Origin of the sequence: Erythrobacter colymbi, from assembly GCF_002155685.1 — a bacterium.
Lineage (GTDB): Bacteria > Pseudomonadota > Alphaproteobacteria > Sphingomonadales > Sphingomonadaceae > Erythrobacter > Erythrobacter colymbi.
The window spans coordinates 54,395-79,462 of the sequence record NZ_MUYK01000008.1; the positions used below are offsets into that span (position 1 = coordinate 54,395).

The following is a 25,068-nucleotide window of genomic DNA, read 5'->3' on the forward strand; positions in this document are numbered from 1 at the left end:
CTCGCAGCCGGCAAGGCGGCGCGCCTAGCACCGCACGTTCGCACCTGCAACACTTCCCCGACAGGTGACAAGGGGCAGTCTTACGGGGGGAACCTATTGTCCTTGCAGCATCGGGGCGCGCGCGATCATGTCGTCGAGCTGCGCGACTTTCGCCGCCAGCCCCTCGCGCCACGGCGCATCGGGGGGCGAGCGGTCGAGCAGGCCCTTCCAGACATTGCGCGCTGCGACGATCTCGCCGCTCTGGGCATAGGCATTGCCGAGGAAATAGGCAGCACCCGGGTGGCGCGGATCGATCGCTTCGGCGCGGGCGAAGGCCTGCACCGCGGCGGGCGTGACGAAGCCGTCGGCATGGCCGACCAGCGCCAGCGCGAGCGCCAGCCAGCTTTCCTGATCGCGCGGATTGTCCTTCAGCCCCTTCTGGAGCAGCGCGGCGGCATCCCCGAAGCGGCCCTGCCGGGCGAAGGCATCGGAGGTGATGAGATAGCCGGGCGGCGGCGTGCCGTGATCGAACAGCGCGGCGCGGCCCTCGACCATGTCCTCGCCCTGCGTCCCCTCCGCAAGCGCGCGCGCCTTGGGCGCGGAGGCGAGGCCGGGCGAACCTTGCCAGGCATAGCCGGCAATGCCGAACACCAGCACCGCGCCGAACAGCGTCAGCCCTTCGCGGGGGAGCTTGAGAACCAGCACGGCAAAGGCAAAGGCCGCGAGCGCCAGCGCGCCCACCGCGAGCCAATCCCCGATCATGCCGCCTCTCCCGCATTGTCATCATCGCTGCGCCGCCTGCCGAGCCGCCGCAGCAGCACGCCGGCGACGATCAGGATCACCAGCACCGGAATGGCGAACAGCGGCCAGGTGGTCGAACTCACCTCGGGCTCGTAACTGACATAGTCGCCATAACGCGCGATCAGCCAGCTGCGGATCTGCTCGGGGCTTTCGCCCGCGAGAATGCGGCTCCTCACCTGATGGCGCATGTCGCCCGCCATCGGGGCGTCGGAATCCGCGATGCTCTGCGACTGGCACTTGAGGCAGCGCAGCGTGTGCATCAGCGCCGAGGCCTCGGCCTCGAGCTTCGGATCGGACAGCTGGTTATAGGCATAGGGCGCAGGCGGCATGGTGTCCTGCGCGGCGAGCGGCAGGGCGGCGAGTGCCAGCACTAAAGCGAGCCACCAGCGGATCATTTCGCCTTCTCCAGTTCCGCAAGCAGCACGGGCACATCCTCGGGCCGGATATCGCCGATCTTCTGGTAGCGGATGACGCCCCTGGCATCGATCACGAAGGTCTCGGGCACACCGGAGGAGCCGATCGCAAGCTGCACCTCGGAAATCTTGTCGCTGCCGATGCGGGTGTAGGGGTTGCCGTACTTGCTGAGGAAATTGGCGACATCCTCGGGCCGGTCGCGGATCGCGATGCCGATGATCTCGACCCCCTGCCGGTTCAGCGCCTCGAGCTGCGGGGCCTCGGCGATGCAGGGCAGGCACCAGCTCGCCCAGACGTTGAGCAGCTTGGGCTTGCCGGTGAAGTCCGCCTTCGAGGCGCCGGGCAGACCGTCGAAAGCCGGATCAAGCGCGAAGGCCGGGAGCGGCTGGCCGATCATCGTGCTTTCGACGAATTCGTCCTTGGGCTGGGTCAGCATGAAGGCCGCCAGCCCCGCGAAGAAGGCGAACGGGAGAAGCGGAACCCACAGGAACAGGCGCGAGCGCATCGCGGGCTACTCCGCCGGCACCGGCGCGGGGGCGCCGAGCGCTTCGACATCGGCGCGGCGGCGCGCGCCCTTGGCCGAAGCAACGCGGCGCTTGACGTCGACCCGCACGCGCCCGGCAATCGCCAGCACCCCGCCCAGCGCCACCAAGATGCCGCCATACCAGATGAAGGTCACGAAGGGCTTCCACCACAGGCGTATCTGCCAGCGCCCGTCTTCGGCCTGGTTGCCGATCACGGCGTAGAGCTGGCCGTCCCACTTGGTCAGCAGCGCGCTTTCCGAGGTGGACTGCGGCGGCGACCAGAAGGTGCGCGCCTGCGGATCGAGGATCACCGGCGCAGCGCCATTGTCGCTGACCGAAAGCTGCGCCTGCATGGCGGTCCAGTTCGGCCCGGCAATCGGCATCACGCTGTCGAGGGTGACCTTGAAATCGTCGATCTGCTCGGTGCCGCCGACCGCGACCGCAGCGAGGCGCTCTTCGGAGAAGGCACCCTCGCAGGCCATGCCGAACAGCGAGACCGCGATGCCGAAATGGGCGATGACCATGCCCCATGTGGCCACCGGCACGCGGGTGAGCTTGCGGCCCTTCAGCGGCAGCACCGCGGCCACCGCGAGCGCGGCGGCAAGGCCGAGCCCGAGCAGCGGCAGCAGCGGATACTGGCCGAAGAAGCTCACCAGCGCGATCACCCCGATCACCAGCGCCGCGATCAGCGCCAGCTCGAACTGGAGCCGCGCGGGCTTGTCGCTCTTCCAGCGCAGCAGCGGGCCGACCGCCATCACCAGCAGCATAGGAATTGCGAAGATCGCCGAGGCCGGGTTGAAGTACGGCGGGCCGACAGAGACGCGCACGTCGAAAGCCTCGGTCAGCAGCGGGTAGAGCGTGCCCAAGAGCACGATCGCGAGGATCGCGGAGAGCATCACGTTGTTGAACACCAGCGCGCCCTCGCGGCTGAGGGCGGCAAAGCGCTTGCCCTCGGCCACGGCGCCCGCGCGCAGGGCGAAAATGGTGAAGGCCCCGCCGATATAGATGCCGAGCAGGCCAAGGATGAAGGCCCCGCGCTCGGGATCGACCGCGAAGGCGTGGACGCTCGTCAGCACGCCCGAGCGCACGAGGAAGGTGCCCAGCATCGACATCGAGAAGGCGAGCACGCCGAGCATGATCGTCCACGTCCGCAGGGCATCGCGCGCGGCCAGCACGCTCACCGAATGCATCAGCGCGGTCGCAGCCAGCCACGGCATCAGCGAAGCGTTCTCGACCGGGTCCCAGAACCACCAGCCGCCCCAGCCGAGTTCGTAATAGGCCCAGTAGGAGCCCGCCGTGATCCCCAGCGTCAGCAGCACCCAAGCGCCCAGCACCCATGGGCGCATGACGCGGGCGAAGGCGGGATTGACCTCGCGGGTCAGCAGCGCACCCATCGCAAGGGAGAAGGCGACCGACAGGCCGACATAGCCCGCATAGAGCGTCGGCGGGTGGATCGCGAGGCCGATGTCCTGCAGCAGCGGGTTGAGGCCGCTGCCCTCGGCCGCGGCGACCGGCAGGCGCTCGAACGGGTTGGAGGCGAGCAGCAGGAAGGCATAGAAGCCCAGCGCCACGAAGCCCTGCACCGCCAGCGTCGCGCCCATGGTGCGATCGGGCAGGCGCTTCTCGAAAGCCGACAGCAGCCCGCCCGAGGCTGCCAGCACGCCGACCCACAGCAGCATCGAGCCCTCGTGGTTCCCCCAGGTGCCGGTCAGCTTGTAGATCAGCGGCTTCATCGAATGGGAGTTCGATGCCACCAGCTTCAGCGACAGGTCGGTCACCGCGAAGGAATAGAGCAGCGTGGCGAAGGCCAGCACCGCAAGGAAGGCCTGCACGATCGCCGCAGGGCGGGCATAGATCGCGAGCGGATTGACCTCGCCCGGGGCTGCGCGCAGGCTCGCCGCGCCCGATACCATCTGGAGCACCGCCAGCGCCGCGGCGAGCCACAAGGCGGCCAGACCAATCTCGGGTATCATCGCTTGGCCCTCGCCTGTGTCACGCGCTTACTTCAGACCCACGGTGGTGTCGGCCGCCATCTTGGCCGCCGCATCGGTGCCCATGCCCTCGAGCTCCTTGGGCACGTAGTTCTCGTCATGCTTGGCGAGGAGGTTGGTCGCCTTGAACACGCCGTCGGGGCCAAGGCTGCCCTCGGCCACCACGCCCGAGCCTTCGACGAAGAGGTCGGGCAGGATGCCGCTGTAGCGCACGGGGATCGCATCGGCGCTGTTGCCGGTCACCTTGAAGTTCACCGTCACGCCGTCGGCCTCGGTGACGAGCGAGCCCTTCTGCACCATCCCGCCAAGCCGCACCGCCTGCCCGACTTCGGGGGGCGCCTTGGCCATCTGTTCGGGCAGGTAGAAATAGTTCGCCTGATTGCGCAGGCTCCACGCCGCAAGCAGCCCTGCGCCGACAATCGCCAGGAGAGCGATGATCACGAGGACCAGACGTTGGTGCTTGGCTTTCATCCCGTCACTCTCGTTCAGCGGCGCTTTGCAGCGTCACGCTTGGTCTCGGCGCGGACCATGCTGCGCCATGTCCAGACAATCAGCAGCGCCAGTGCGACCGCCGATACCCCGTAGGCGAGCCACACGAAATCCCACTGGTTCAGCGCCTCGCGCATCAGGCCTGCTCCATCACGGCTGCGGGAGCGGGAGCGGCGGCGGGCGCATCGTCATCCAGTGCGCGGCGGCGCAGGCGCGCCTCGACCTGCGCCTCGGCGATCAGCGCGCGCATCCGCATCAGCACCAGAGCGCCGAACAGCAGCGAAAAGCCCACCACCGCCACCAGCAGCGGCGCAAGGAAGGTGCCCTGGATCGCGCTCTTGCCGAGGGTGATGCTCGAAGGCTGGTGGAGCGAGTTCCACCACACCACCGAACGGTTGATGATCGGCACGTTGATCGCGCCCACCATCCCGAAGATCGCGGCGATCTTGCTCGACGAGCCTTCCTGCTCGGCCGCTTCGGTCAGCGCGATGTAGCCCGCGTAGAGAAACAGCAGCACCAGCATGGAGGTCAGCCGCCCGTCCCACTCCCACCAGGTGCCCCATGTCGGGCGGCCCCAGATCGAGCCGGTGGCGAGACACACCGCACAAAATACCATCCCCGGCACGGCAATCGCGCGGGCGGCAATCGCGGCGAGAGGGTGCTTCCAGATCAGCAGCATGGCCGAGGAAATCGCGATCCCGGCCCAGCCTCCCATGCCCAGCCATGCGGCCGGCACGTGGATGAACAGGATGCGCACCGTATCGCCCATCAGGCGGTCCTGCGGGACCACGAACAGGCCCCAGCCAATCGCGCCCAGCGACAGCACCAGACCGCTCCAGAACAGGAGCGGCGTCAGCCGCTTGGCGAGGCGCAGGAATCGGGTGGGGTTCGCGTAGATGTGCATGGGTTCAGCTGTCGGGGCGGCTTGTAGCCTTACACCCGTTCCCGACAAGAGCGCAAATGGAGGGGCGGCGGAATTGTTCCCGCCTGCCGCCTGCCATTCGTCGCGATCACCCGCGCCCGATCAGCTTTTGCGCCATCCGGTCGGCGACGACATCGGCGGTGAGGCCGCTCGATGCGCTTTCCTGCCAGATCGACTCGAGCCGTCCGGGGATCTGCGCGACCAGGGCGTTGACCTCTTCGATGTCCCCTGCCCGGCCTTCGCGGCGGGCAAGATATTCGGTCGCGACCGAGATGATGCCGCCCGCATTGATGACATAGTCGGGCGCATAGAGGATGCCGCGCGCGGCGAGCTTGGCGCCGTGCTCGGGCCGCGCGAGCTGGTTGTTCGCCCCGCCCGCCACGATCGCGCAGTCGAGCGCCGCGATGCCGGTGTCGTCGAGGATCGCGCCCAGCGCGTTGGGGCTGAAGACGTCGCAGGCCGTGCCCATGATCGCATCCGAGGCCACCGCCACCCCGCCCAGCTCGCCCGCGAGCGTGGCGGCGCGTTCGGCGTTGATGTCGGCCAGCGTCAACTTCGCGCCGTCACGTGCCAGCAGGCGGGCAACGCCGCCGCCGACCGAGCCGGTGCCCTGCACCGCCACGTGAACGCCCTGAAGGCTGTCCTTGCCGAGCTTGTGGCGCACGGCGGCCTTGATGCCGAGATAGATACCGTAAGCGGTGAACGGCCCGGGATCGCCGCCAGCGGCGCCTTCACCCTCGACCGGAAGGCCCGAGACGTGCGCAGTGCGCTTCGAGACCGCGACCATGTCGGCTTCCAAAATGCCCACGTCCTCGGCCGTGACATAGCGGCCGCCCAGCCCTTCGACCGCATCGCCGAAAGCGGCGAGCATTTCGGGGGTCTTGATCCGCTGCTCGTCGGCGAGGATCACCGCCTTGCCGCCGCCCATCGGCAGGCCCGCCATCGCGTTCTTGTAGCTCATGCCGCGCGAGAGGCGCAGCGCATCGCGCATGGCCCCTGCGGGATCGTTGTAGTGCCAGAACCGGGTGCCGCCCGCCGAGGGGCCGAGGTGCGTCGAATGGACCGCAATAATCGCCGTAAGCCCGCTCGCCCGGTCGTGGACCAGTTGCACAAGTTCGTGTGCGTCGAAATCGGGCTCGGCCCAGAATGCGGTCATGTCGTCTCCCCTGCGCGGCCGGGTATCCGGCGCGGACGTGCTTTCGCTCGGGGAAAAGGGGGAAGATGGGGCGACCAACGGGGTTCGAACCCGTGACCTCCGGTACCACAAACCGGCGCTCTAACCAACTGAGCTATGATCGCCACACGCCCCTGTCCGCAACCACCGTTCGGGTGCCTGCGGGCCCGTGCGAGAGAGCGCGGATTACGCAAGCAGACCGCACGGTCAAGTGCGCTGATCAGGGAGGCGCGCCTCTTGCACAAAGCCCTTCCCAAGGGAAGCGAAAACTTCGCCGCGCGCATTCTTGCGCAAGATTGTTACGCGGACCCAAAATCATTGCCTCGCGCCCGCACGCATCTATCCTCGCGGTCACCATGTCGATGCCGCGCGATTCCATTGCCGAACGCCTTGCCGCACAGCCCGGAGTGCAGCGCGTGCCGACCGCGAAGGCCGCGCTGTTCCAGCACAAGCGATTCGTCGCGTCCGATCTGGCCGCCGAGCTGATCGCGCTGATCGATACCGACCGCCGCCCCTCGACCATCGCCGACGACAATGGCGATGCCTATTTCCGAACCAGCGAGACCTGCGATCTGCCCGCGTACCTGCCCGCCGTTCAGCGGATCGAGGCGCTGATCACCGCGCTGTCGGGAATCGATCCGGCCTATGGCGAGCCGCTCCAGGGCCAGCGCTATGCCGAGGGGCAGGAGTTCAAGCCGCACACCGACTATTTCACCCCCGGCGGGCGCGATTATGACCGCTATTGCGCGCTGTCGGGCAACCGGACGTGGACCTTCATGGTCTATCTCAACGATGTCGCCGCAGGCGGCGCGACGCGCTTCAAGCTGCTCGACAAGATGTTCCAGCCCGAGGCGGGCAAGCTGCTGTGCTGGAACAACCGCCTGCCCGACGGAGGCGTGAACCACGCGACGCTCCACCACGGGATGAAGGTGAGGAAGGGCGTCAAATACGTGATCACCAAGTGGTACCGCGAGCAGCCCTGGCAGGGATAGGCACGCGCGCCTCAAACGAAAAAGGCGACCCCGTCGGGCCGCCCTCCTCGTTGCGGGCCGGAGCCCGCGCAGCTTGTGACGCGCTTACTTCTTGAGGCTGAGGCCACCGAAGCGCTTGTTGAATGCGGCCACGCGGCCACCTTCGGCAACCTGCTGGCGACCGCCGGTCCAGGCGGGGTGGCTCAGCGGATCGATATCGAGCGCGAGCACGTCGCCTTCCTTGCCCCAGGTCGAGCGGGTCTGGAATTCGGTGCCATCGGTCATCTTGACCGTGATCATGTGGTAATCGGGGTGACCTTCGGTCTTCATGACATATTCCTTCGAGCTTTCGCCGGTGCCGACCGGCGGTGCTATGAAACGGGAAGCGCGCGCCTTAGTGGCGAAAGCGCCTCAATGCAACCTCTCTTGCGCGATCAGGGCTGCGAGGCTGCGACCGCGGCCTTCAGCTCCTCGAGCTTGCGTTCCTGCGCCGCGAGATCGCCCACCCGCGACGCCTTGCGGAAGGCATCGTCAAGCAGCGCGCGGTCATAGGGTTCCATCGATACGCCGCCCTCTTCCGGGAAGCGGTACTGCGTGCCGTAGACCTGCGGCTGGCCGATGCTCTGGAGATAGCGGTCGAGCGTCGCTGCCGCGATCCACTCGGCGTCCTTGTGGCCCAGTGCCGCGGCCCTGACCGCCAGAACATGGGCCAGCAGGTAGTCGCGCGGCTCGTTGCCGTGCTGGAAGACGAACGCCGCTCCGAAGAAATCCGCAGCCGTGACAAGCGCCCCGCTGGCGAGCAGCTCGCGCGTCCGCACGCGGCGCTGCGTATCTGCCGCGAAAGCAGCCTCGTGATCCTCTATATCGGTCATGCGCTGGGCCTGGTCGGCCTGGAACATCGCCGCCATCTCGGGGTTGTCCGCCGTCTGCGCGAGCGCCGGAACAGCGCCTGCGAGCGCAAGGCCCAGACCGATGCCCATGAGGCCTCTGGCCAAACGTCGCATCCTTACCCTCCCCGACAGAACCTCAGGCGGACGGCGGGTCCGTCATCATCGCGGTGAATTCGACCTCGCAGGTCGTCTTCCCCTCGACGCTCGCCACGCCCTTGAACTTGTAGACGCGGCTGCGCTTCTGGGTGAATTCGACGTGGAGATCGAGCAGGCAGCCGGGCGTCACGGGGGCGCGGAACTTGGCGTTCTCGATCCCCATGAAGATCACGAGCTTGCCGGTGCCGGCGAGCTCCATCGTCTCGATCCCGAGGATGCCGGCGGCCTGCGCCAGCGCCTCGATCTGGAGCACGCCGGGCATGATCGGCGCTCCGGGGAAGTGCCCCTGGAAGAACTGCTCGTTCATGCTCACGGCCTTGACCGCGTGAATCCGCTCGCCGAGCGTGATCGCCTTGACCCGGTCGACCAGCAACAGCGGGTAGCGATGCGGCAAGGCCTTGAGGATCTTGACGATATCGTAATCCAGCGGCGCTTCCGCAGCCGCGCTACCCGTGTCGCTCATCTGTCCGTGCCCCGTGTGCCGATCAGCGGCCGACCGGCGCGGCCGGGTTGGCCGGCTGCTGCTGGGCCTGCGCGGCCTGCTGCTGCTGGATCTGCGCAGCGATCGCGAGACGCTGGGCGATCTCCTGATAGATCGTCACGGCATCGCGGTTCGGCTGGTAACCGGCGGGCGGCACGACGCCGACAGCGGGAACCTTGGTGTTGAGCGAGGCGGTCACCTTGGCGGTGATGTCGGCTTCCGGCGGCGCGTAAAGCAGCGAGCCGGGCTCGAGCACCATCTGGATCTTGTCCTTGGCGACAACTTCCTGAAGCGCGGTCGGATACTGGCCGATGATCTGCTCCACGGCGAAGACACGCGCGAGGTCGATCTGGTTCGAGAGCGCCTGGATTTCCTGATCCAGCGTCTGCAGCTTGGCGAAGTCGGGCGACTTCTGCATCGCGGCCTGCTCGGCCTCGTCGACCTGCTTGTCGCCGTTCTTGTCGAACTTGGCGAGCATGGTCTGGCGCTCCTGCGCCTTGGTGCGGCGCAGTTCGGCCTGGGTGGCGTAGGTGGTGTTGACCTGCTCGAAGCCGGTCTGGAAGGCGGTGGTGCCGATGATGGTGCGCGGAATATCGACCGTGGCGATGTTACCCTGCACCTGCGCGGCGGCCGGCAGTGCGGCAACAGCGGCGAGGATCAGGCCAGCGGGCGCAATGAGCTTGGAGAAACGGGTCATCAGAATTGGGTTCCTACGTTGAAGGTGAAGCGCCGCTCGTCGTCGCCTTCGACCTTGCGGATGGTCTGGGCGAAGTCGATGCGGAAAGGTCCGAAGGGCGAGTTCCAGTTGACCCCGATCCCGGCGGTGATGCGCGGGCTGGCGGAATCCCCGAGGAAGAGCTCGCGGATGTTGGTGTTGGGCGAGATCAGGCGGATGTTGGCCGATCCGTCGGGCTGGGTGGCGTTGGTGGTCAGCTCCGCGGTGCCCGGGATCTGGTAGAGCGCCTGGCCCTGATCGTTGCGCAGCGGGGTGCCGGCCGGGTTCACGGTCAGCACCGGGGTTTCCACGCCCCACAGCGCGCCGATATCGGCCCAGATCGAGGGCCTGAGGCCCAGCTCGCGCGCGCCCGAGCCCAGCGGGATTTCGAGCTCGGCACGGCCGAGGTAGTAGTTGCGCCCGCCGATCGCGTCATCGCGCACATTGCGGCGCTCGGTGATGAAGGTCGGGTTGCCGTTGGCATCGAGCACCGGACGGCCGAGGTTGTCGAGGATCGACACCTGGGTCAGGATGCGCGGGCCCACGCCGCGGATCGCGAAGCCGCGGATCTGCGGTTCGCCGAGGAAGAAGCGGTCGGTCAGCAGGACGTCGTCGACCCCTGCCCCGGCGCGTTCCTGCAACGGAATGATCGTGCCGCCTTCGGCCAGCACCGAGAAGATGAAGCCCGAATTGAACACGTTCCAGAACTGCTGGCCGCGCCCGCGGAAGCGGACATAGCGCACGTCCCCGCCGAGACCGGCGAATTCGGCGCTCAGCGTGACGGTCCGGCCGCGCGAGGGGCGGATGCGCGAGTTCAGCGAGTTGTAGTTGAGGCTGAGGCCGACGATCGAGCTCAGCCGCTTGCCGATCGCGTCGCACAGGAAGCGGCCGGCGCGCAGCGGATCGCACTCGGTGGTGCCGTTGCCGTCAAGGTCGGAGAAGAACAGCGACCGGTCGAGCGAGACGTCGTCGTAGTTCAGCGTGTAGCTGCCGATCAGCGACATGTATTCGGTCAGCGGCACGCCCGCCCGCAGCGAGAAGCCGGTGGTGGCCTGCTTGAAGGTCGTGTTGCGGTTGTTGCCGGTGAAGTTGAAGCTGTTGAAATCGCGGCGGTAAATGTCGATCCCGCCCGAGATGTTGCGATCGAAGATATAGGGATCGCTGAAGCTCACCTGCGCCGAGCGCGAGAACTGCGAATAGTTGAGGCTGAGGCCGATGGTCTGCCCGCGCCCGCGGAAGTTGCGCTGGCGGATGGAGCCCGCAAGAATGAACTGCTCGATCGACGAGAAACCGGCCGAGAACTGGAGTTCGCCGGTCGGCTTTTCCTCGACGTTGGCTTCGAGGATGATGCGGTCGGGCGCGCTGCCTTCGACCTGCTTCACTTCGAAGTTTTCCTGGAAATAGGCGAGCGAGTTGATGCGCGCGGTGGTGCGCTGCACGCCGAGCGAGTTGAAGGCATCGCCCTCGGCCAGACGGAACTCGCGGCGCACGACCTTGTCCTGCGTCAGCGTGTTGCCGTTGATGTCGACCCGCTCGACATAGACGCGCGGCGCCTCGCGCAGGACGAAGGTCACGTTCATCTTGCGCGTGTCGGGATCGCGCTTGAAGCGCGGCTGCACGTCGGCGAAGGCATAGCCGTAGCGGCCGGCAAGCTCGGTCAGCTGCTCGACCGTGTCCTCGACCGTCTTGGCGTTGTAGAAATCGCCGTCCTTCATCGGCAGCTGGGTGCTCATCACCTCGCTGTCGAAGTCGCGCAGCTGGCTGTCGACCTTGACCTCGCCGAAGGTGTAGCGCTCGCCTTCCTCGACGACGTAGGTGATGATGAAGTCCTGCTGGTCGGGCGTCAGCTCGGCGACAGCGGAGACCACGCGGAAATCGGCATAGCCGTTGGTCAGGTAGAACTGGCGCAGCTTCTGCTGGTCGAAGGCCAGACGGTCCGGGTCGTAGCTGGTGTTCGAGCTGAAGAAGCTGGTGAGACGCGACTGCTTGGTCACCATCTCGCCGCGCAGCTCGCCATCGGAGAACTTCTCGTTGCCGAGAATGTTGATCTGGCGGACCTTGGACTTGGGGCCTTCGGTGATCTCGAAGACGATGTCGACGCGGTTCTGCGGCAACTGCACCAGCTTGGGTTCGACCTGCGCAGCGAAGCGGCCCTGGCGCTTGTAGAGCTCGAGAATGCGCGACACGTCGGCGCGCACCTTGGAACGGGTGAAGATCTGGCGCGGCGCGAGCTTGATCTCGGGCACGATCTTGTCGTTCTTGAGGCGCTTGTTGCCCTCCAGAACGATGCGGTTGATCACCGGGTTCTCGGTGATGTTGATGACGACATTGCCGTTGTCGTTGCGGATCGAATAGTTGGCGAACAGCTCGGTTGCGCTCAGATCCTTGATCGCCTCGTCCGCGGCGGCAGCGGTGTATTCCTGCCCGACGCGCAGGCGGATGTAGCTGAGGATCGTGGTCGCCTCGAGACGCTCGGCGCCGACGACGGTGATCGAGCGGATCGTGCTGGCACGCGGCGTCGCGGCAGGCGCAGGCGCGGGCGCGGCAGGAGCGGGCTGTGCGGCAGGCTGGCCCGCGGCAGGCGCCGTCTGGGCTTCGGCCAGCGCGGGAACGCCGGCAAGGATCGAACCGCAGGCGAGCAGGCTCGCCAGACGCAGCGCCGGGCGCGGGGTGACAGGGTTGCAGTCGACCGGCACCGCGCCTGTCTCGCTCATTCGGTTCATGCAGCTAAAATCCCGTTCTCAACCCAGTGCGTCACGATCCTTGCGATCCATGACGTGCCTATCTGCCCGATCCTTCGGAGCGCCCCTGCGCGCTCGTGCTCTATCGCCCCGTGCCGCCTCTGCCCGATGTGCCCCGCGCAATCAAGCCGCGAGCGCCGTGCGGCGGCTGCGTTTCCACCGCCGGGCCTGCGCGCCCGGCCCGTCAGCTGCCGAAAATGGGGAGCGAAATAATGTCATTCACCGTCACCACCGCCATCAGCATCAGCACCAGCGCGATGCCGGTGCGATAGGCCCACTCGGTCGCCTGCGGCCCCACCGGCTTCCGGCGGATCGCCTCGGCCGCGTAGAACATCAGATGCCCGCCATCGAGCGCGGGGATTGGCAAGAAGTTGATGAATGCCAAATTAAGCGAGATCATCGCCGCAAAGTGGATGAAGGCCCCCATCCCGAGGCTCAGCTGCTCGCCCGAGAACTTGGCGATCTTGAGCGGCCCGCCCAGTTCCTTGACCGAGCGTTCGCCGGTGACGATCTGGCGGATGCCGGTGATCATCATCCCCGTCACATCCCACGCCTGCCTCGCGCCGAGCGGGATCGATTCAAGAACGCCCACATCTTCAAGCTCGTACTTGCCGCCGGCAGGGGCCACACCGATCAGCCCTTCGGCGCTGACATTGCCGAAATTGTCCTTGCGCTCGACCCGCGCGGTGGTGAGCGGATAGTCGATCCGCTGCCCCTCGCGCTCCACGGTGAAGACCATGCGCTTGCCCGGATGGAGCGCGACCTTGGTCTTGAGATCGGTGAAATCGCGGATCTCGCGCCCGTCGATCGCGACCACGACATCGCCGGTTTTCAGCCCCGCAGCCTCGGCCACGCTGCCTTCGGCGAAGGCGCCGATGGTGCGCGAATCCTGTTCGTTCGCAATCACCGGCTTGCCGATGATCGCGAAAAACGCCGCGAAGATGCCGATGGCGATAAGCAGATTGCTCACCGGCCCCGCCGCCACGATCAGCGCGCGCTTCCACAGCGCGGCGGCCTGGAAGCTGCCCTCTTCCACCGGCGCGTGGGGATCGGGGATCGAGGCGGGGTTCATGTCGCCCTTGAACTGGACATAGCCGCCCAGCGGCAGCGCCGAGAGCTTCCAGCGCGTGCCCTGCCTGTCGGTGAAGCCCGCCAGTTCCTTGCCGAAGCCGACCGAGAAGGCTTCCGCCTTCACGCCGAACAGGCGGCCGACCAGCAGGTGGCCGAGTTCATGCAGGGTGACGAGCGGCCCGAGCAGCAGCGCGAAGCCGATCACGTACATCCAGAAAGGGGGGCTCTCAAACAAGGGCGCGGTTCTCCAGCAGGCTCTGTGCCTGCATCCTTGCGGAATGGTCCACGGCGAGCACCTCATCGAGGCTCGCGGGGCGCGGGGCGTCGTTGCTGCGCATCAGGGTCTCCTCGACCAATGCGGCAATGCGGGTGAACGTGATCTGACCGGCGAGGAAGGCGGCGACCGCCACCTCGTTCGCGGCATTGAGGATCGCGGGCGCCGAGCCGCCGGCCGCAATCGCCTCGCGCGCGAGCCGCGTGGCAGGGAAGCGCTCCTCGTCGGGCGGAAAGAAGGTGAGCTCGCCGATGGCCGCCAGATCGAGCGGGGCGAGCGGCGTTTCCATGCGCTGCGACCAGGCCAGGCACGAGGCAATCGGCACGCGCATGTCCGAAGGGCCCAGCTGCGCCAGCGTCGAACGGTCGCGGAATTCGACCATCGAGTGGATCACGCTCTGCGGATGCACCACGATCCCGAGCTTCTCCAGCCCGACAGGGAAGAGGTGATAGGCCTCGATATATTCGAGCCCCTTGTTCATCATCGTGGCGGAATCGACGCTGATCTTGGCCCCCATCGACCAGTTGGGATGCGCGACCGCCTCGGCGGGGGTGGCGGCATCGAGCTGGGCCTGCGTCCACGTGCGCAGCGGGCCGCCGCTCGCGGTGAGGGTGATCCTTGCCACATCCTCGATGCGGTTGCCATTGAGACACTGGAAGATCGCGTTGTGCTCGCTGTCGGTGGGAAGCAGCGTCGCGCCGTGCCGTGCCACCGCCTCCATCAGCACCTCGCCCGCGGAAACGAGGGCTTCCTTGTTGGCGAGCGCGATGGTGCCGCCGCGCTCCACCGCCGCCATCACGGGAGCAAGGCCAGCGCAGCCGACGATCGCCGCGACGGTCATGTCGGCAGGCCGCGCAGCCGCCTCGACCAGCGCCGCGCGCCCGCCGGCGGCTGCAATCCCGCTATTGCCCAGCGCCTCGCGCAGTTCGGGAAGGCAACGCTCGTCGCCCACCACCGCAAGCTTCGCGCCGAATTCGATCGCCAGCGCCGCCAGTTCGCCCGCGCTGCAATGGGCGGTCAGCGCCTCGACCTGCCAGTCGTCGGGATTGCGCCGCACCAGATCGAGCGTCGATGCGCCGATCGATCCCGTGGCGCCCAGCAGGGTGAGGCTTCGCGTCATCCTGCCAGCATACCCGTCAGGAGCCGCAGCTGCTCGATCACGAACAGCATGAAGAACACGCTGATGAAGCCGTCGAGCCGGTCGAACAGCCCGCCGTGACCGGGGATCAGCGCGCCGGAATCCTTTACGCCCGCGCGCCGCTTCATCCAGCTTTCGAAGAAATCGCCTGCCTGCGCGATCACCGCGATCAGCACGCCGCCGATCACCGCCATCACCAGCGCGGGCGTGGTGGTGCCGGGATAGGCCGCGGGGCCGAAATCGGTGAGCTCGACCGCGAGCCCGAGCAGCGATGCCAGCACCGCGCCGCCCGCCAGCCCGGCCCAGGTCTTGGAGGGGCTGATCTTGGGCGCGATCTTCGGCCCGCCGATGGCGCGGCCCGCGAAGTATGCACCGACATCCACGGCCACGATCGGCAGCAGGAAGCTCACCAGCACGACGAGGGGGGCATAGCCCGTGAAGGCGGGGTCGAGCGGCAGGACCTGCCGGCCGTTCCGCACCGCCATCATCGCATAGGCCGCCCCGCCGACATAGATCACGCCGGCAAAGAACCACAGCGTCTCCGCCACGCCCGACACGCCGAAGCGCTCGATCAGGCGGTTCCATTCCCACAGCACGCCCAGCGCCAGCAGGATCACGAAGCCGGTCCAGAACCAGCCGCCCAGCCACAGCGCCCCGCCCGCCAGCACCAGCATCACGATGGCGCTCGCGAAGCGCACCGGCAGGTCGGACACGCCGCCGCTTGCCTGCGCCATCGCTCTATCGTCCGCCATAGCGCCGCTCCCTCCGCGCAAAATCATCGAGAGCCTGCAACAGATGCGCAGGCTCGAAATCGGGCCACAAGGTATCGACGAAAAGCATCTCCGCATAGGCCGCCTGCCACAGCAGGAAGTTCGACAGGCGGATCTCGCCGCTGGTGCGGATCAGCAGGTCGAGCGGCGGCAGGTCGGCTGTGTCGAGATGCGCAGCGATGGTGTCGATCGAGACCTCGCCCCCGCCCGCCGCAGCCTTGGCCGCCGCCCGCGCGATCTCGTGCTGGCCGCCATAATTGAGCGCCACCGCCAGCGTCTGCTTGCCGTTCGCGGTCTGCGCGAGGGCATCCTCCAGCATCGCGACGATATCGGGCGCGAGGCTCTGCCAGTCGCCGATGATCTTGAGCTTCACGTCGTTGGCGATGAATTCGGGCAGGTCCGATTTGATGAACTTGCGCATCAGGTTCATCAGATCGTCGACCTCCTCGTCAGGCCGCTTCCAGTTTTCCGAGGAGAAGGCATAGAGCGTCAGGCACTCGAGCCCGGTGCCCTCGAGCGCGCGCACCAGACGGCGCACCGCCTCCACCCCGCGCTGGTGACCCACCGCGCGCGGCAGCGCCCGCTTCTTGGCCCAGCGGCCATTGCCATCCATGATGATGGCGACATGTCTGGCGCGCGACTGGTCCAATACCATCCCCAAATATCCGTTCGCCTCGAGCGAAGTCGAGAGGCCCTGCCCGCTGCTGTGTCTCGACTGCGCTCGACACGAACGGGTGCTGGGTCTCTGAATCGCCTTACTGCGTCAGGATTTCCTGTTCCTTCTTGGCGGCCGCCTCGTCGGTCTCCTTGACGTATTGGTCGGTGAGCTTCTGGACCTGATCCTCGGCGCGCTTGCGCTCGTCCTCGGAGATTTCCTTCTTCTTCTCGTCGGTCTTGAGGCTTTCCATTGCATCGCGGCGCACGTTGCGGATCGCGATCTTGGCCTTCTCGGCATATTGCCCGGCGAGCTTCGCCAGCTCCTTGCGGCGCTCCTGCGTCAGATCGGGGATCGGCAGGCGCAGGGTCTGGCCGTCGATGATCGGGTTCAGGCCGAGATTGGCATAGGCAATCGCCTTTTCGACAGCGTGAAGGTTCGACTTGTCCCACACCTGCACGCTGAGCATGCGCGGCTCGGGCGCCGAGACGGTCGCGACCTGCTGGAGCGGCATCATCGAGCCGTAGACCTCGACCTGCACCGGATCGAGCAGGGTGGTGTTGGCGCGGCCGGTGCGCAGGCCCTGAAGATCGCTCTTCAGCGATTCCACCGCGCCCTTCATCCGGCGCTCGACATCGGCCTTGTCATATTGCGGCATGGCTGGGTTTCCCTCTGATTGTCTTAGCTGCTTTGAACAATGGTCTGGACGCCCTCGCCCGCCAGCACGCGGGCAAGGTTGCCCTTCTCGCGGATCGAGAAGACCACGATCGGGATCTTGTTGTCGCGGCACAGCGCGACAGCGGAGGCGTCCATCACCTTGAGATTGTCCGCGAGCACGCGGTCATAAGTCACGGTTTCGAAACGCACGGCATCGGGGTTGTGCTTGGGGTCGCTGTCATAGACCCCGTCGACGCTGGTGCCCTTCAGGAGCGCGTCGCACTTCATTTCGGCAGCCCTCAGGGCCGCGCCGCTGTCGGTGGTGAAATAGGGCGCGCCGACGCCGGCAGCGAAGATCACCACGCGGCCCTTCTCCAGATGACGCTCGGCGCGGCGGCGGATCACCGGCTCGCACACCTTGTCCATCTCGATCGCGGACTGCACGCGGGTCTGGACGCCGAGCTGTTCGAGCGCGTTCTGCATCGCCAGCGCGTTCATCACGGTCGCGAGCATCCCCATGTAATCGGCCTGCGCGCGGTCCATCCCCTTGGCCGCGCCCGCCATCCCGCGGAAGATGTTGCCGCCGCCGATGACGAGGCAAACCTCGAGCCCGGTTTCCTTGGCCGCCTTCACTTCCTTGGCCAGCTCGGCGACGAACTCCGGGTCGATCCCGAACTGCTGGTTGCCCATCAGCACTTCGCCCGAGAGTTTCAGGAGGACGCGCTTGATGGTGGGCAGGCTCATGGGGCGGGGAGACTTTCTGGCGGGAGTTGGCTAGCGGGGGCCTTTATCGGGGTGTCACCGTGCTGCCAAGAGGATAGCGGGGATAATGGGCAAGACAATCATCCGCAGAAGCCTCGCCGCGGTGCTGCTGCTGGCCGCGCTGGTGGCCGCCAAGGCGTGGCATGACACGATGCGCGCGCCGGCGGTGGAGCGGCTGGTGGTGGAGAGCGCGGCCCTCCCCGCCGGATCGCCGCCCGTCACCATCGCGCTGCTCTCCGATATCCATGTCGCCGGCCCCGACATGCCGCCCGAACGCCTCGCGCGGATCGTGGCGCAGGTGAACGCGCTGAAGCCCGATCTCGTGGCGATCAGCGGCGATCTCGTCAGCGAGAAGCGCACCGCCTCGCATATCTACACGCCCGCCGAGGTGGTCGCGCCGCTCGGGCGCCTGTCCGCGCCGCTCGGCGTGGTGCTGGTGCCGGGCAATCACGACCACTGGTTCGGCTGGGAGAAGCTCGCCGCCGAGATCGTGCGCTATCCCCAGATCACGGTGCTGCGCAACGAGGCCCTTGTGCGCGGGCCGCTGGTGATCGGCGGGGTCGACGATGACTTCACCGGCCGCGCCGATCTGCCCGCCACCGTCGCGGCGATGGCGGGCAAGCCGGGTGTGCGCGTGGTGCTGACCCACTCGCCCGACATCTTCCCGCAGGTGCCGGTCGATGTGCCGCTGGTGCTCGCCGGGCACACCCATTGCGGCCAGATCGCCTATCCCTGGGGCGGCTCGCCCGCGACGATGTCGGACTATGGCGACCTCTACGCCTGCGGGGTGGTGCGCCAGCATCGCAAGGTGCTGGTGACCAGCGGCGGGCTCGGCACCAGCCTGCTCCCCTTGCGGCTGTTCACCCATCCCGAGGTGTGGCTGATCGAGATCCGCCCGCAGCCGCGCTGAGGCGGGAGGCCTGTCCGGGCCTAGTGCCCGTCCGTGGCAGACGCGAGGCGGGAGAACAGGAAGCAGATCGCCGCCGTAAGTGTGAACACCACCAGCAGCGCGCCGGGCATGGTCAGCGGCTCGACCAGCAGGCGGTTGAGCGCCTCGGCGAGCGCGCCCAGCCCGCGCGCCCGTACACCGGCGCCAAGGTCAGCCCCCTCCTGCGCAATGCCGGCGAAGAGGAAGAACACGAATGTCACGACGGTGGCGATCCGGAGCGGCTTCATCGGAAGCCGAAATAAGCCGCGCCGGCAAACACCCGATTAACAACGAAAACGGCCGCCGCAGCACCAGGCTGCGACGGCCGCTTTTGCGTTCCGTTGGGAAGAAGGATCAGCCCTTGAGGGTCGCGGCGACTTCTGCGGCGAAGTCGACTTCTTCCTTCTCGATGCCTTCGCCGAGCTGGAAGCGCACGTAGTCGACCAGCTTGATCGACTTGCCGGCGTCCTTCGCGGCCTTGGCGATGTACTCTTCGACCGTCGCCTTGCCGTCCTTGACGAAGATCTGGCTGAGCAGTGCGTTTTCCTTGGCGAACTTCTTCACCGCGCCTTCGACCATCTTGGCCTGCACGTCGGCGGGCTTGCCGCTTTCAGCAGCCTTTTCGGCGGCGATCTTGCGCTCGCGCTCGATCACGTCGGCGTCGAGGCCGTCAGCGTCCAGCGCCTGCGGGAACATCGCGGCAGCGTGCTGGGCGATGTCCTTGCCGAGCGCGTTCAGCGTGTCGGCATCGGCATCCGATTCGAGCGCGACGAGCACGCCGATCTTGCCGAGGCCGTCGGCCGCCGCGTTGTGGATGTAGGGAACCACAGCGCCCTGCGTCACGGCGACCTGCTTGATGCGGCGGATCTGCTGGTTTTCGCCGATGGTGGCGACGTTCTCGGTCAGCTTGTCACCCACGGTGCCGCCGCCCGGATAGGCCGCGGCCTTGAGGGCTTCGACGTCGCTGGTGCCGGTCGACAGCGCCACGGCAGTCGCATTGCGCACGAAGGTCTGGAACTGGTCGTTCTTGGCGACGAAGTCGGTTTCCGAGTTGATCTCGACGGCCACGCCCTTCGTGCCTTCGACCAGCACGCCGACGAGGCCTTCGGCCGCGGTGCGGCTCGACTTCTTCTGGGCGGTGGCGAGGCCCTTGGCGCGCAGGGCGTCAACCGCGGCTTCGATGTCGCCGCCCGCTTCGGTCAGCGCCTTCTTGGCGTCCATCATGCCAGCGCCGGTGCGCTCGCGCAGCTTCTTCACGTCGGCGACGGAAATATCGGCCATGGGAAATTCCTTCTTGTGTGTGTTCGGGCGCCCGGCCCTGCCATCCGGGGACGGAGGCAATGCCGGGCGCGCTAGAGGGGGATTGTGACGGGGAAGCGACGAACGGAGCGCCGCATCCTCGCGCAGAAATCAGGCTTCGGTTTCTTCCGCGGCCGGTTCTTCGGCGATCACGGCTTCGGCCGGGGGTTCGGCCATCGCGCCGAAATCGCTCGACACGTCGGCCTGGAACTTGCCCTTGCCTGCGAGCGCGGCTTCACCGATCGCCTGGCAGTAGAGGCGCACGGCGCGGCTGGCGTCGTCGTTGCCTGGAACCGGGAAAGCGATGCCGTTCGGATCGACGTTGGTGTCGAGGATGCCGATCACGGGGATGCCGAGAACGTTGGCTTCCTTGATCGCCAGGTCTTCCTTGTTGGCGTCGATCACGAACATCACGTCGGGAATGCCGCCCATGTCGCGGATGCCGCCGAGCGACAGTTCCAGCTTCTCGCGCTCACGGGTGAGCTGGAGGACTTCCTTCTTGGTGAAGCCCGAGGTGTCGCCCGAGAGCATTTCCTCAAGCGACTTGAGGCGACGGATCGAACCCGAGATGGTCTTCCAGTTGGTGAGCATGCCGCCCAGCCAGCGGTGGTTGACGAAGTGCTGGCCCGACATGCGAGCGGCTTCCGCGATCGGCTCCTGCGCCTGGCGCTTGGTGCCGACGAACAGGACCTTGCCGCCCGAACGCACGGTGGCTTCGACGAAATCGAGCGCGCGCGCGAAGAGCGGCACGGTCTGCGACAGGTCGATGATGTGGACACCGTTGCGCGCGCCGAAGATGTACGGCTTCATGCGCGGGTTCCAGCGGTGGGTCTGGTGGCCGAAGTGAGCGCCGGCCTCGATCAGTTGCTGCATGGTGACGACGGGAGCCGCCATAGGTATTTCCTTTCCGGTTGTTCCTCTGGAAGGCTGGAACCGCGCTTGCGGAGTTCCCGCGAGCGGCACCGGTATGAGCGCCTTCCATGTGAATTTGCATCCGCTCCGGGCCGAATGCCCCTTGCGATGCGAGCGCGCCCTTAGCGGCGGGAACACGCGAAATCCAGTCCTGAATCCCGCGATCCGTAAAATATCGGGCCGGAACGGTTGCAAAGCCGCTTGACAGGCTGGAACATGTAGGGAACAAGGGCGTGGAACAAAGAACGAACGATTGATTCAGGGGAATTCGCCATGCTGACCGCCGCCATCACCGTCCTGTTCACTCTCACCGGCCTCGTCGCCGCGGCGACCATCGCCCATTCCCTGCGCGAGGCACGCTCGCTCTACTTTCGCCTGCTGCGCGAAGGCGAAGTGATGCGCGCCGGCATCACGCTCCAGGCCTCGGCGATCGAAATGAGCCTGCGCCCGGCTCCGCGCCGCGCGGTGGCTACACGGCGCCCGGCCGGGCTGCGTCCGATGCCGCTTCCTGCATACGCCGCCGCCTGATCCGCGCATATTTGGCAAGGCCGTAGGGCATCAGCGCCAGATAGACGAGGCTGATCGCCGCGAGCGTCCACCACGGCTCCAGCAGCAGCGCGGCAAAGGCAAGGCCGGTGAAGGCGATCAGCGGCAGGCGGATCGAGCGGCGCGGCCGCAGCGAGGCCCAGCTGAGCGTCGGCAGGTTGGAGATCATCAGCACCGCGATCACCGTCAGCCAGCCGGTCATCAGCACCGGCTCGCGGAACAGGGGCGAACCCGTCTCGAGCCACAGGTAGAACGGCGTGAAGGCCAGCCCCGCCCCGACCGGCGCGGGAACGCCGGTGAGGAAGCCCGCAGATTTGTGCGGCTGGTCGTCCATGTCGATCCGCGCATTGAACCGCGCCAATCGCAGCGCGCAGCAGATCGCGAAGGCGAGCGCGGCGAACCAGCCGAAGCGCGGCCACTCCTGAAGCGACCACAGGAACATGATCAGCGCAGGCGCGACCCCGAAGGAGAGCGAATCCGCGAGGCTGTCGAGCTCGGCGCCGAAGCGCGACTGGGCATTGAGCAGCCGCGCGATGCGCCCGTCGATCCCGTCGAGCACGCCCGCCAGCACCACCAGCCCGATGGCAAAGGCCCATTGCCCCTCGATCGCGAAACGGATGCCGGTGAGGCCCGAGCAAAGCGCCGCCGCGGTGATCGCATTGGGCAGCATCGCCCGCAGCGTCAGGCCTCCTGCGCGCGGATCGCGGATCGGCTGCTCGTCATCCTCGTCCTCGGCCGCCTTGGGCCCGAGCCGCGCGGTCAGGAAGCGTGCGCCCGGAAGCTTGCGCGCCCGCGCTCCGCTCTCGCGGCGTTGAGGGGGGCGGCTCATTGCGAAATTCCTTCGATAAGGCCGCGCTGGCCGATTTCCGCCAGCACCGTCTCGCCCGCGATCACGGTCTGGCCGATCATCACCCTGGGATCGGTGCCCGCAGGCAGATAGACGTCGACCCGGCTGCCGAAGCGGATCAGCCCGATGCGCTGGCCCTTGGCGAGAATGTCGCCCGGCTTGACGAAGGGCACGATCCGCCGCGCCACCAGCCCGGCGATCTGGGTGAACCCGATGCGAAGGCCGTCGCTGCGCTCGACCAGCAGGTGCTGGCGCTCGTTCTCCTCGCTCGCTTTGTCGAGTTCGGCGCTGATGAAGCGGCCGGGGATATAGACCACGCGCCGCACCGTCCCGCCCACCGGCGTGCGGTTGATGTGGACATCGAACACCGACATGAAGATCGACACCCGCGTCACCGGCCCGGCGGGCAGGACCGGCGCGCCGGTGCCATCATCGATCTGGAGCTCCAGCGGCGGCTCGACCTCGGTGATCAGCGAGACGATCCCGTCGGCAGGCGAGAGGATCACATTGTCGGCCTGCGGCACCACCCGCTCGGGATCGCGGAAGAAGGCGAAGATGCCTGCGCTCAGCAAAGCCAGCGGCCAGCCGAGCAGGCCCCAGCCGACCGCGAGGAAAAACAGCGCCGCACCGGCCGCGATCAGCCCGAACTTGCGCCCTTCCGGGTGGATCGCGGGCCATTCCCAGCCCGCCTCGCCCCGGCCCTTGTTGTCGAGAATTTCGCCTGCCATCGGTCAGCTTCTAGGGAGGGCTTGCGCTCCCCGCAAGGCAAGTCGGCCCGTCAGGCAACCTTGCGCACGAACACGGTCCCGGCCGAATAGCCCGCCCCGAAGGAGCAGATCAGGCCGGTGTCACCGGCTGCAAGCTCCTCGTTATGCTGGTGAAAGGCGATGATTGACCCGGCGCTGGAGGTGTTGCCGTAGGTATCGAGCACGGTCGGGCTCTCGTCCTCGGAGGCCTCGTGGCCCAGCACCTTGTGCGCGATCAGGCGGTTCATGCCTGCGTTGGCCTGATGCAGCCACAACCGGCGCAGGCTCTCGGGATCGATGCCGAGCCGCTGCGCCTCGTCGATGATCATCTGCGCGACCATCGGCACCACTTCCTTGAAGACCTTGCGGCCTTCCTGGACGAACAGCTTGTCGGCTTTGCCCTCGCCCTCGGGCGCGGCGCGGTTCAAAAAGCCGAAATTGTTGCGGATATTGTTGGAGAACACCGTCTTCAGCTTGGTGCCGAGGATTTCCCAGTGCTGCGCGGGGGCGATCGCGGCGTCCTCGACCAGCACGGCGGTGGCGACATCGCCGAAGATGAAGTGGCTGTCACGGTCGCGCCAGTTGAGGTGGCCCGAGGTAATCTCGGGGCTGACCACCAGCACCGACTTTGCGTTGCCCGCGCGCACATAGTCGGCGGCGGTCTGAATGCCGAAGGTCGCCGAGGAGCAGGCGACGTTCATGTCGAAGCCGAAGCCCTCGATCCCCAGCGCCTGCTGGATCTCGATCGCCATCGCAGGGTATGCGCGCTGCATGTTCGAGGCGGCGCACAGCACGGCGTCGACATCTTCCGGCTTGCGGCCCGCGCGCTCGAGCGCCTGCTTCGCCGCCGCGACGCCGATTTCGGCCATCACTGAAATCTCGTCGTTCGACCGTTCGGGCAGGCGCGGGCACATGGTGTCGGGATCGAGGATCGGCGCCTTGCTCATCACGTGACGCGCCTTGATGCCGGAGGCCTTTTCGATGAACTCGACCGAGGAATAGGCCAGCGGCTCGGCCTCTCCGGCCGCGATCGCATCGGCGTGCGCCGCGTTGTGGCGGTCGACGAAGGCGTTGAAGCTCGCGACCAGCTCTTCGTTGGTGATGACCTCGGAGGGCGTGAACAGGCCGGTGGCGGAAATGACCGGGCGGCCGGTAAGTGCGACTTGCGTTTCCTGCATGGAACTCTCGTGAATAGGGACCGCGGCCTTAATCCGCCCCCACACCGGCTGCAAGTCTTGCAAGCGCGGTGTCAGTGGGCGGTCAGGTTGCGGGCGCAGGCTCCGCGCCGCCGCCGAGCACCTCGCGCAGCAGAGGATTGGGGAAGGTGCGCGCGATGGTGACGGCGTGAAACTCCTCGGTCAGGCCCGGCAGCTGGGCGAGCTCGTAGAGCATCCCGTTTGCCAGCTCGTCGCGCACCACGATCGGCGGGATCACCGCAACGCCCGCGTCGGAGCGGGCGAGGAGGCGGAGCATCGCCATGTCGTCGGCCTCGGCGGCGATGCGGGGCACGATGCCGAGCGTCTCGACCATCGCATCGAAGCCGGCGCGCAGAGCGGTCTCGGGCGTGGGGAGGATCAGCGGCGCCTCAGCCAGCAGCACCGGCAGCCCGCGTGCGGCGAGCGCGAGGCGCGAGCGTGCACCGACGAGGCTGACGGGTTGCTCGGCAATCCGGCGCACCAGATAGGGGCTCGCCGCATCGCGCGCGGGCACCTGATTGGTGAGCAGCACGTCGATCCTGAGCGCATCGAGCGCACGCAGCAGCGAGCCCTGCGTGCCCGAGCGCAGCACCACCTCGACATCGTCGCGGCCCAGCAAGGGCTCGAGGAAACCCATCTGGAAGTTGCGCGACAGGGTGGCGAGCGCGCCGATGCGCAGCACCTTCCTCTGCCCGCCCACTGCGCGGAAGGTGGCGGTCAGCTGTTCCGAGGCGCGGAAGATCTGCTCGGCATAGTCGAGCGCGATCCGCCCCGCCTCGGTCAGCACCAGGTTGCGCCCGCGCCGCTCGAACAGGTCGTGGCCGAGATCGGTCTCCAGCGCCTTGATCTGGGTCGAGACCGCGCTCTGCGAGATGTTGAGCGCCCTGGCCGCCGCGGTCAGCGTGCCCTCGCGCGCGACCGCACGGAACAGGCGCAGGTGGTGGAGGTTGAGAGTCGCCAAGGGAGCCGCTCCGCATAATTGTTCGCTTCAAACGAACGATTGGCGACAAAATATGTAT

Annotated in this window: 29 protein-coding genes and 1 tRNA gene; 3 read left to right on the forward strand and 27 right to left on the reverse strand. The window is 67.1% G+C overall.

Going from position 1 to position 25,068, the window contains the following annotated elements:
* Window positions 1-93: 93 nt before the first annotated feature.
* The 9 genes from BZF57_RS14650 to BZF57_RS14690 form a co-directional block, all read right to left on the reverse strand.
* Complete coding sequence (locus BZF57_RS14650) at window positions 94-741, reverse strand: tetratricopeptide repeat protein (protein ID WP_086739301.1); 648 nt, start codon at window positions 739-741, stop codon at window positions 94-96.
* Window positions 738-1,175 carry a cytochrome c-type biogenesis protein gene (locus BZF57_RS14655; protein WP_086739303.1) on the reverse strand — a complete coding sequence of 146 codons (438 nt, stop codon included), beginning with the start codon at window positions 1,173-1,175 and terminating at the stop codon, window positions 738-740. Before BZF57_RS14655 ends, BZF57_RS14650 begins: the two co-directional genes overlap by 4 nt.
* Window positions 1,172-1,699 (reverse strand): DsbE family thiol:disulfide interchange protein, encoded by a 528-nt coding sequence (locus tag BZF57_RS14660; RefSeq protein ID WP_086739305.1) that lies wholly within the window; start codon window positions 1,697-1,699, stop codon window positions 1,172-1,174. The genes BZF57_RS14655 and BZF57_RS14660 overlap by 4 nt, the downstream gene beginning before the upstream one ends.
* A gap of 6 nt (window positions 1,700-1,705) precedes the next feature.
* Window positions 1,706-3,691 carry a heme lyase CcmF/NrfE family subunit gene (locus BZF57_RS14665; protein WP_086739307.1) on the reverse strand — a complete coding sequence of 662 codons (1,986 nt, stop codon included), beginning with the start codon at window positions 3,689-3,691 and terminating at the stop codon, window positions 1,706-1,708.
* Window positions 3,692-3,718: 27 nt separating this feature from the next.
* Window positions 3,719-4,180 (reverse strand): cytochrome c maturation protein CcmE, encoded by a 462-nt coding sequence (ccmE, locus tag BZF57_RS14670; RefSeq protein ID WP_086739309.1) that lies wholly within the window; start codon window positions 4,178-4,180, stop codon window positions 3,719-3,721.
* Window positions 4,181-4,194: 14 nt separating this feature from the next.
* Entirely contained in the window at window positions 4,195-4,335 is a 141-nt protein-coding gene (gene ccmD / locus BZF57_RS14675) for a heme exporter protein CcmD (protein ID WP_086739311.1), read from the reverse strand.
* Window positions 4,335-5,102 carry a heme ABC transporter permease CcmC gene (gene ccmC / locus BZF57_RS14680; RefSeq protein ID WP_086739313.1) on the reverse strand — a complete coding sequence of 256 codons (768 nt, stop codon included), beginning with the start codon at window positions 5,100-5,102 and terminating at the stop codon, window positions 4,335-4,337. Before ccmC ends, ccmD begins: the two co-directional genes overlap by 1 nt.
* Before the next feature lie 106 nt (window positions 5,103-5,208).
* Window positions 5,209-6,276 carry a Leu/Phe/Val dehydrogenase gene (locus BZF57_RS14685; protein ID WP_086739315.1) on the reverse strand — a complete coding sequence of 356 codons (1,068 nt, stop codon included), beginning with the start codon at window positions 6,274-6,276 and terminating at the stop codon, window positions 5,209-5,211.
* 66 nt (window positions 6,277-6,342) lie between these two features.
* Window positions 6,343-6,419, reverse strand: a tRNA-His gene (locus tag BZF57_RS14690).
* Window positions 6,420-6,650: 231 nt separating this feature from the next.
* Between BZF57_RS14690 and BZF57_RS14695 the strand changes: the two genes are divergently transcribed.
* Entirely contained in the window at window positions 6,651-7,286 is a 636-nt protein-coding gene (locus tag BZF57_RS14695; protein WP_086739317.1) for a prolyl hydroxylase family protein, read from the forward strand.
* An 84-nt stretch (window positions 7,287-7,370) separates the two neighbouring features.
* On the opposite strand, the gene rpmE is transcribed toward BZF57_RS14695, so the two are convergent.
* From rpmE to pyrH, 11 genes are all read right to left on the reverse strand, one after another.
* Entirely contained in the window at window positions 7,371-7,595 is a 225-nt protein-coding gene (gene rpmE, locus BZF57_RS14700; RefSeq protein ID WP_086739320.1) for a 50S ribosomal protein L31, read from the reverse strand.
* A 104-nt stretch (window positions 7,596-7,699) separates the two neighbouring features.
* Entirely contained in the window at window positions 7,700-8,260 is a 561-nt protein-coding gene (locus tag BZF57_RS14705; RefSeq protein WP_240506004.1) for a hypothetical protein, read from the reverse strand.
* A 31-nt stretch (window positions 8,261-8,291) separates the two neighbouring features.
* Window positions 8,292-8,774, reverse strand: a complete 483-nt coding sequence (fabZ, locus tag BZF57_RS14710) for a 3-hydroxyacyl-ACP dehydratase FabZ (protein ID WP_086739324.1) — start codon at window positions 8,772-8,774, stop codon at window positions 8,292-8,294.
* 22 nt (window positions 8,775-8,796) lie between these two features.
* Window positions 8,797-9,489, reverse strand: coding sequence for an OmpH/Skp family outer membrane protein (locus BZF57_RS14715; RefSeq protein WP_086739326.1), 693 nt, complete (start codon window positions 9,487-9,489; stop codon window positions 8,797-8,799).
* Window positions 9,489-12,221, reverse strand: a complete 2,733-nt coding sequence (gene bamA, locus BZF57_RS14720; protein ID WP_086739328.1) for an outer membrane protein assembly factor BamA — start codon at window positions 12,219-12,221, stop codon at window positions 9,489-9,491. The genes BZF57_RS14715 and bamA overlap by 1 nt, the downstream gene beginning before the upstream one ends.
* A 211-nt stretch (window positions 12,222-12,432) precedes the next feature.
* Window positions 12,433-13,530 (reverse strand): RIP metalloprotease RseP, encoded by a 1,098-nt coding sequence (rseP, locus tag BZF57_RS14725; RefSeq protein WP_086739330.1) that lies wholly within the window; start codon window positions 13,528-13,530, stop codon window positions 12,433-12,435.
* A 16-nt stretch (window positions 13,531-13,546) separates the two neighbouring features.
* On the reverse strand, window positions 13,547-14,713 hold the full coding sequence (gene dxr / locus BZF57_RS14730; RefSeq protein WP_086739333.1) for a 1-deoxy-D-xylulose-5-phosphate reductoisomerase: 1,167 nt from the start codon (window positions 14,711-14,713) through the stop codon (window positions 13,547-13,549).
* Entirely contained in the window at window positions 14,710-15,483 is a 774-nt protein-coding gene (locus BZF57_RS14735) for a phosphatidate cytidylyltransferase (RefSeq protein ID WP_240506005.1), read from the reverse strand. Before BZF57_RS14735 ends, dxr begins: the two co-directional genes overlap by 4 nt.
* Window positions 15,470-16,156, reverse strand: coding sequence for a polyprenyl diphosphate synthase (uppS, locus tag BZF57_RS14740; protein ID WP_086739337.1), 687 nt, complete (start codon window positions 16,154-16,156; stop codon window positions 15,470-15,472). Before uppS ends, BZF57_RS14735 begins: the two co-directional genes overlap by 14 nt.
* 100 nt (window positions 16,157-16,256) lie before the next feature.
* Entirely contained in the window at window positions 16,257-16,814 is a 558-nt protein-coding gene (gene frr / locus BZF57_RS14745; protein ID WP_086739339.1) for a ribosome recycling factor, read from the reverse strand.
* 23 nt (window positions 16,815-16,837) lie between these two features.
* Window positions 16,838-17,557 carry a UMP kinase gene (gene pyrH, locus BZF57_RS14750; RefSeq protein WP_086739341.1) on the reverse strand — a complete coding sequence of 240 codons (720 nt, stop codon included), beginning with the start codon at window positions 17,555-17,557 and terminating at the stop codon, window positions 16,838-16,840.
* A gap of 85 nt (window positions 17,558-17,642) precedes the next feature.
* On the opposite strand from pyrH, the gene BZF57_RS14755 reads away from it, so the two are divergent.
* Window positions 17,643-18,485 carry a metallophosphoesterase gene (locus BZF57_RS14755; protein ID WP_086739343.1) on the forward strand — a complete coding sequence of 281 codons (843 nt, stop codon included), beginning with the start codon at window positions 17,643-17,645 and terminating at the stop codon, window positions 18,483-18,485.
* Between the two features lie 20 nt (window positions 18,486-18,505).
* Here the strand turns inward: BZF57_RS14755 and BZF57_RS14760 are convergent, their stop codons facing one another.
* From BZF57_RS14760 to rpsB, 3 genes are all read right to left on the reverse strand, one after another.
* Complete coding sequence (locus tag BZF57_RS14760; protein WP_086739345.1) at window positions 18,506-18,751, reverse strand: hypothetical protein; 246 nt, start codon at window positions 18,749-18,751, stop codon at window positions 18,506-18,508.
* 106 nt (window positions 18,752-18,857) lie between these two features.
* Window positions 18,858-19,784, reverse strand: a complete 927-nt coding sequence (gene tsf / locus BZF57_RS14765) for a translation elongation factor Ts (protein ID WP_086739347.1) — start codon at window positions 19,782-19,784, stop codon at window positions 18,858-18,860.
* Window positions 19,785-19,913: 129 nt separating this feature from the next.
* The gene (rpsB, locus tag BZF57_RS14770; RefSeq protein WP_086739349.1) at window positions 19,914-20,696 is read right to left on the reverse strand and encodes a 30S ribosomal protein S2; all 783 of its coding nucleotides are present in this window, start codon (window positions 20,694-20,696) and stop codon (window positions 19,914-19,916) included.
* Window positions 20,697-20,987: 291 nt separating this feature from the next.
* Between rpsB and BZF57_RS14775 the strand changes: the two genes are divergently transcribed.
* Complete coding sequence (locus BZF57_RS14775) at window positions 20,988-21,242, forward strand: hypothetical protein (RefSeq protein ID WP_086739351.1); 255 nt, start codon at window positions 20,988-20,990, stop codon at window positions 21,240-21,242.
* On the opposite strand, the gene BZF57_RS14780 is transcribed toward BZF57_RS14775, so the two are convergent.
* The 4 genes from BZF57_RS14780 to BZF57_RS14795 form a co-directional block, all read right to left on the reverse strand.
* Entirely contained in the window at window positions 21,184-22,089 is a 906-nt protein-coding gene (locus tag BZF57_RS14780) for a CDP-alcohol phosphatidyltransferase family protein (protein ID WP_086739353.1), read from the reverse strand. The genes BZF57_RS14775 and BZF57_RS14780 overlap by 59 nt on opposite strands.
* A complete protein-coding gene (locus tag BZF57_RS14785; protein ID WP_086739355.1) occupies window positions 22,086-22,835 on the reverse strand; it encodes a phosphatidylserine decarboxylase in 750 nt (249 codons plus the stop codon). Before BZF57_RS14785 ends, BZF57_RS14780 begins: the two co-directional genes overlap by 4 nt.
* Window positions 22,836-22,885: 50 nt before the next feature.
* On the reverse strand, window positions 22,886-24,031 hold the full coding sequence (locus BZF57_RS14790) for a beta-ketoacyl-ACP synthase III (RefSeq protein ID WP_086739357.1): 1,146 nt from the start codon (window positions 24,029-24,031) through the stop codon (window positions 22,886-22,888).
* Window positions 24,032-24,113: 82 nt separating this feature from the next.
* The gene (locus tag BZF57_RS14795; RefSeq protein WP_086739359.1) at window positions 24,114-25,010 is read right to left on the reverse strand and encodes a LysR family transcriptional regulator; all 897 of its coding nucleotides are present in this window, start codon (window positions 25,008-25,010) and stop codon (window positions 24,114-24,116) included.
* Window positions 25,011-25,068: the final 58 nt, after the last annotated feature.

Bases quoted from the DNA above. Each gene is read 5' to 3' on its own strand.
- BZF57_RS14685 (WP_086739315.1), bottom strand. From the start codon at position 6,276: ATGACCGCATTCTGGGCCGAGCCCGATTTCGACGCACACGAACTTGTG.
- tsf (WP_086739347.1), bottom strand. From the start codon at position 19,784: ATGGCCGATATTTCCGTCGCCGACGTGAAGAAGCTGCGCGAGCGCACC.
- BZF57_RS14735 (WP_240506005.1), bottom strand. From the start codon at position 15,483: ATGGCGGACGATAGAGCGATGGCGCAGGCAAGCGGCGGCGTGTCCGAC.
- fabZ (WP_086739324.1), bottom strand. From the start codon at position 8,774: ATGAGCGACACGGGTAGCGCGGCTGCGGAAGCGCCGCTGGATTACGAT.
- BZF57_RS14660 (WP_086739305.1), bottom strand. From the start codon at position 1,699: ATGCGCTCGCGCCTGTTCCTGTGGGTTCCGCTTCTCCCGTTCGCCTTC.
- BZF57_RS14775 (WP_086739351.1), top strand. From the start codon at position 20,988: ATGCTGACCGCCGCCATCACCGTCCTGTTCACTCTCACCGGCCTCGTC.
- ccmE (WP_086739309.1), bottom strand. From the start codon at position 4,180: ATGAAAGCCAAGCACCAACGTCTGGTCCTCGTGATCATCGCTCTCCTG.
- BZF57_RS14650 (WP_086739301.1), bottom strand. From the start codon at position 741: ATGATCGGGGATTGGCTCGCGGTGGGCGCGCTGGCGCTCGCGGCCTTT.
- dxr (WP_086739333.1), bottom strand. From the start codon at position 14,713: ATGACGCGAAGCCTCACCCTGCTGGGCGCCACGGGATCGATCGGCGCA.
- ccmD (WP_086739311.1), bottom strand. From the start codon at position 4,335: ATGCGCGAGGCGCTGAACCAGTGGGATTTCGTGTGGCTCGCCTACGGG.
- BZF57_RS14755 (WP_086739343.1), top strand. From the start codon at position 17,643: ATGGGCAAGACAATCATCCGCAGAAGCCTCGCCGCGGTGCTGCTGCTG.
- rpmE (WP_086739320.1), bottom strand. From the start codon at position 7,595: ATGAAGACCGAAGGTCACCCCGATTACCACATGATCACGGTCAAGATG.
- frr (WP_086739339.1), bottom strand. From the start codon at position 16,814: ATGCCGCAATATGACAAGGCCGATGTCGAGCGCCGGATGAAGGGCGCG.
- bamA (WP_086739328.1), bottom strand. From the start codon at position 12,221: ATGAGCGAGACAGGCGCGGTGCCGGTCGACTGCAACCCTGTCACCCCG.
- pyrH (WP_086739341.1), bottom strand. From the start codon at position 17,557: ATGAGCCTGCCCACCATCAAGCGCGTCCTCCTGAAACTCTCGGGCGAA.
- BZF57_RS14790 (WP_086739357.1), bottom strand. From the start codon at position 24,031: ATGCAGGAAACGCAAGTCGCACTTACCGGCCGCCCGGTCATTTCCGCC.
- rseP (WP_086739330.1), bottom strand. From the start codon at position 13,530: ATGTACGTGATCGGCTTCGCGCTGCTGCTCGGGCCGCTCGTCACCCTG.
- BZF57_RS14665 (WP_086739307.1), bottom strand. From the start codon at position 3,691: ATGATACCCGAGATTGGTCTGGCCGCCTTGTGGCTCGCCGCGGCGCTG.
- BZF57_RS14785 (WP_086739355.1), bottom strand. From the start codon at position 22,835: ATGGCAGGCGAAATTCTCGACAACAAGGGCCGGGGCGAGGCGGGCTGG.
- rpsB (WP_086739349.1), bottom strand. From the start codon at position 20,696: ATGGCGGCTCCCGTCGTCACCATGCAGCAACTGATCGAGGCCGGCGCT.
- BZF57_RS14695 (WP_086739317.1), top strand. From the start codon at position 6,651: ATGTCGATGCCGCGCGATTCCATTGCCGAACGCCTTGCCGCACAGCCC.
- uppS (WP_086739337.1), bottom strand. From the start codon at position 16,156: ATGGTATTGGACCAGTCGCGCGCCAGACATGTCGCCATCATCATGGAT.
- BZF57_RS14760 (WP_086739345.1), bottom strand. From the start codon at position 18,751: ATGAAGCCGCTCCGGATCGCCACCGTCGTGACATTCGTGTTCTTCCTC.
- BZF57_RS14655 (WP_086739303.1), bottom strand. From the start codon at position 1,175: ATGATCCGCTGGTGGCTCGCTTTAGTGCTGGCACTCGCCGCCCTGCCG.
- BZF57_RS14715 (WP_086739326.1), bottom strand. From the start codon at position 9,489: ATGACCCGTTTCTCCAAGCTCATTGCGCCCGCTGGCCTGATCCTCGCC.
- BZF57_RS14780 (WP_086739353.1), bottom strand. From the start codon at position 22,089: ATGAGCCGCCCCCCTCAACGCCGCGAGAGCGGAGCGCGGGCGCGCAAG.
- ccmC (WP_086739313.1), bottom strand. From the start codon at position 5,102: ATGCACATCTACGCGAACCCCACCCGATTCCTGCGCCTCGCCAAGCGG.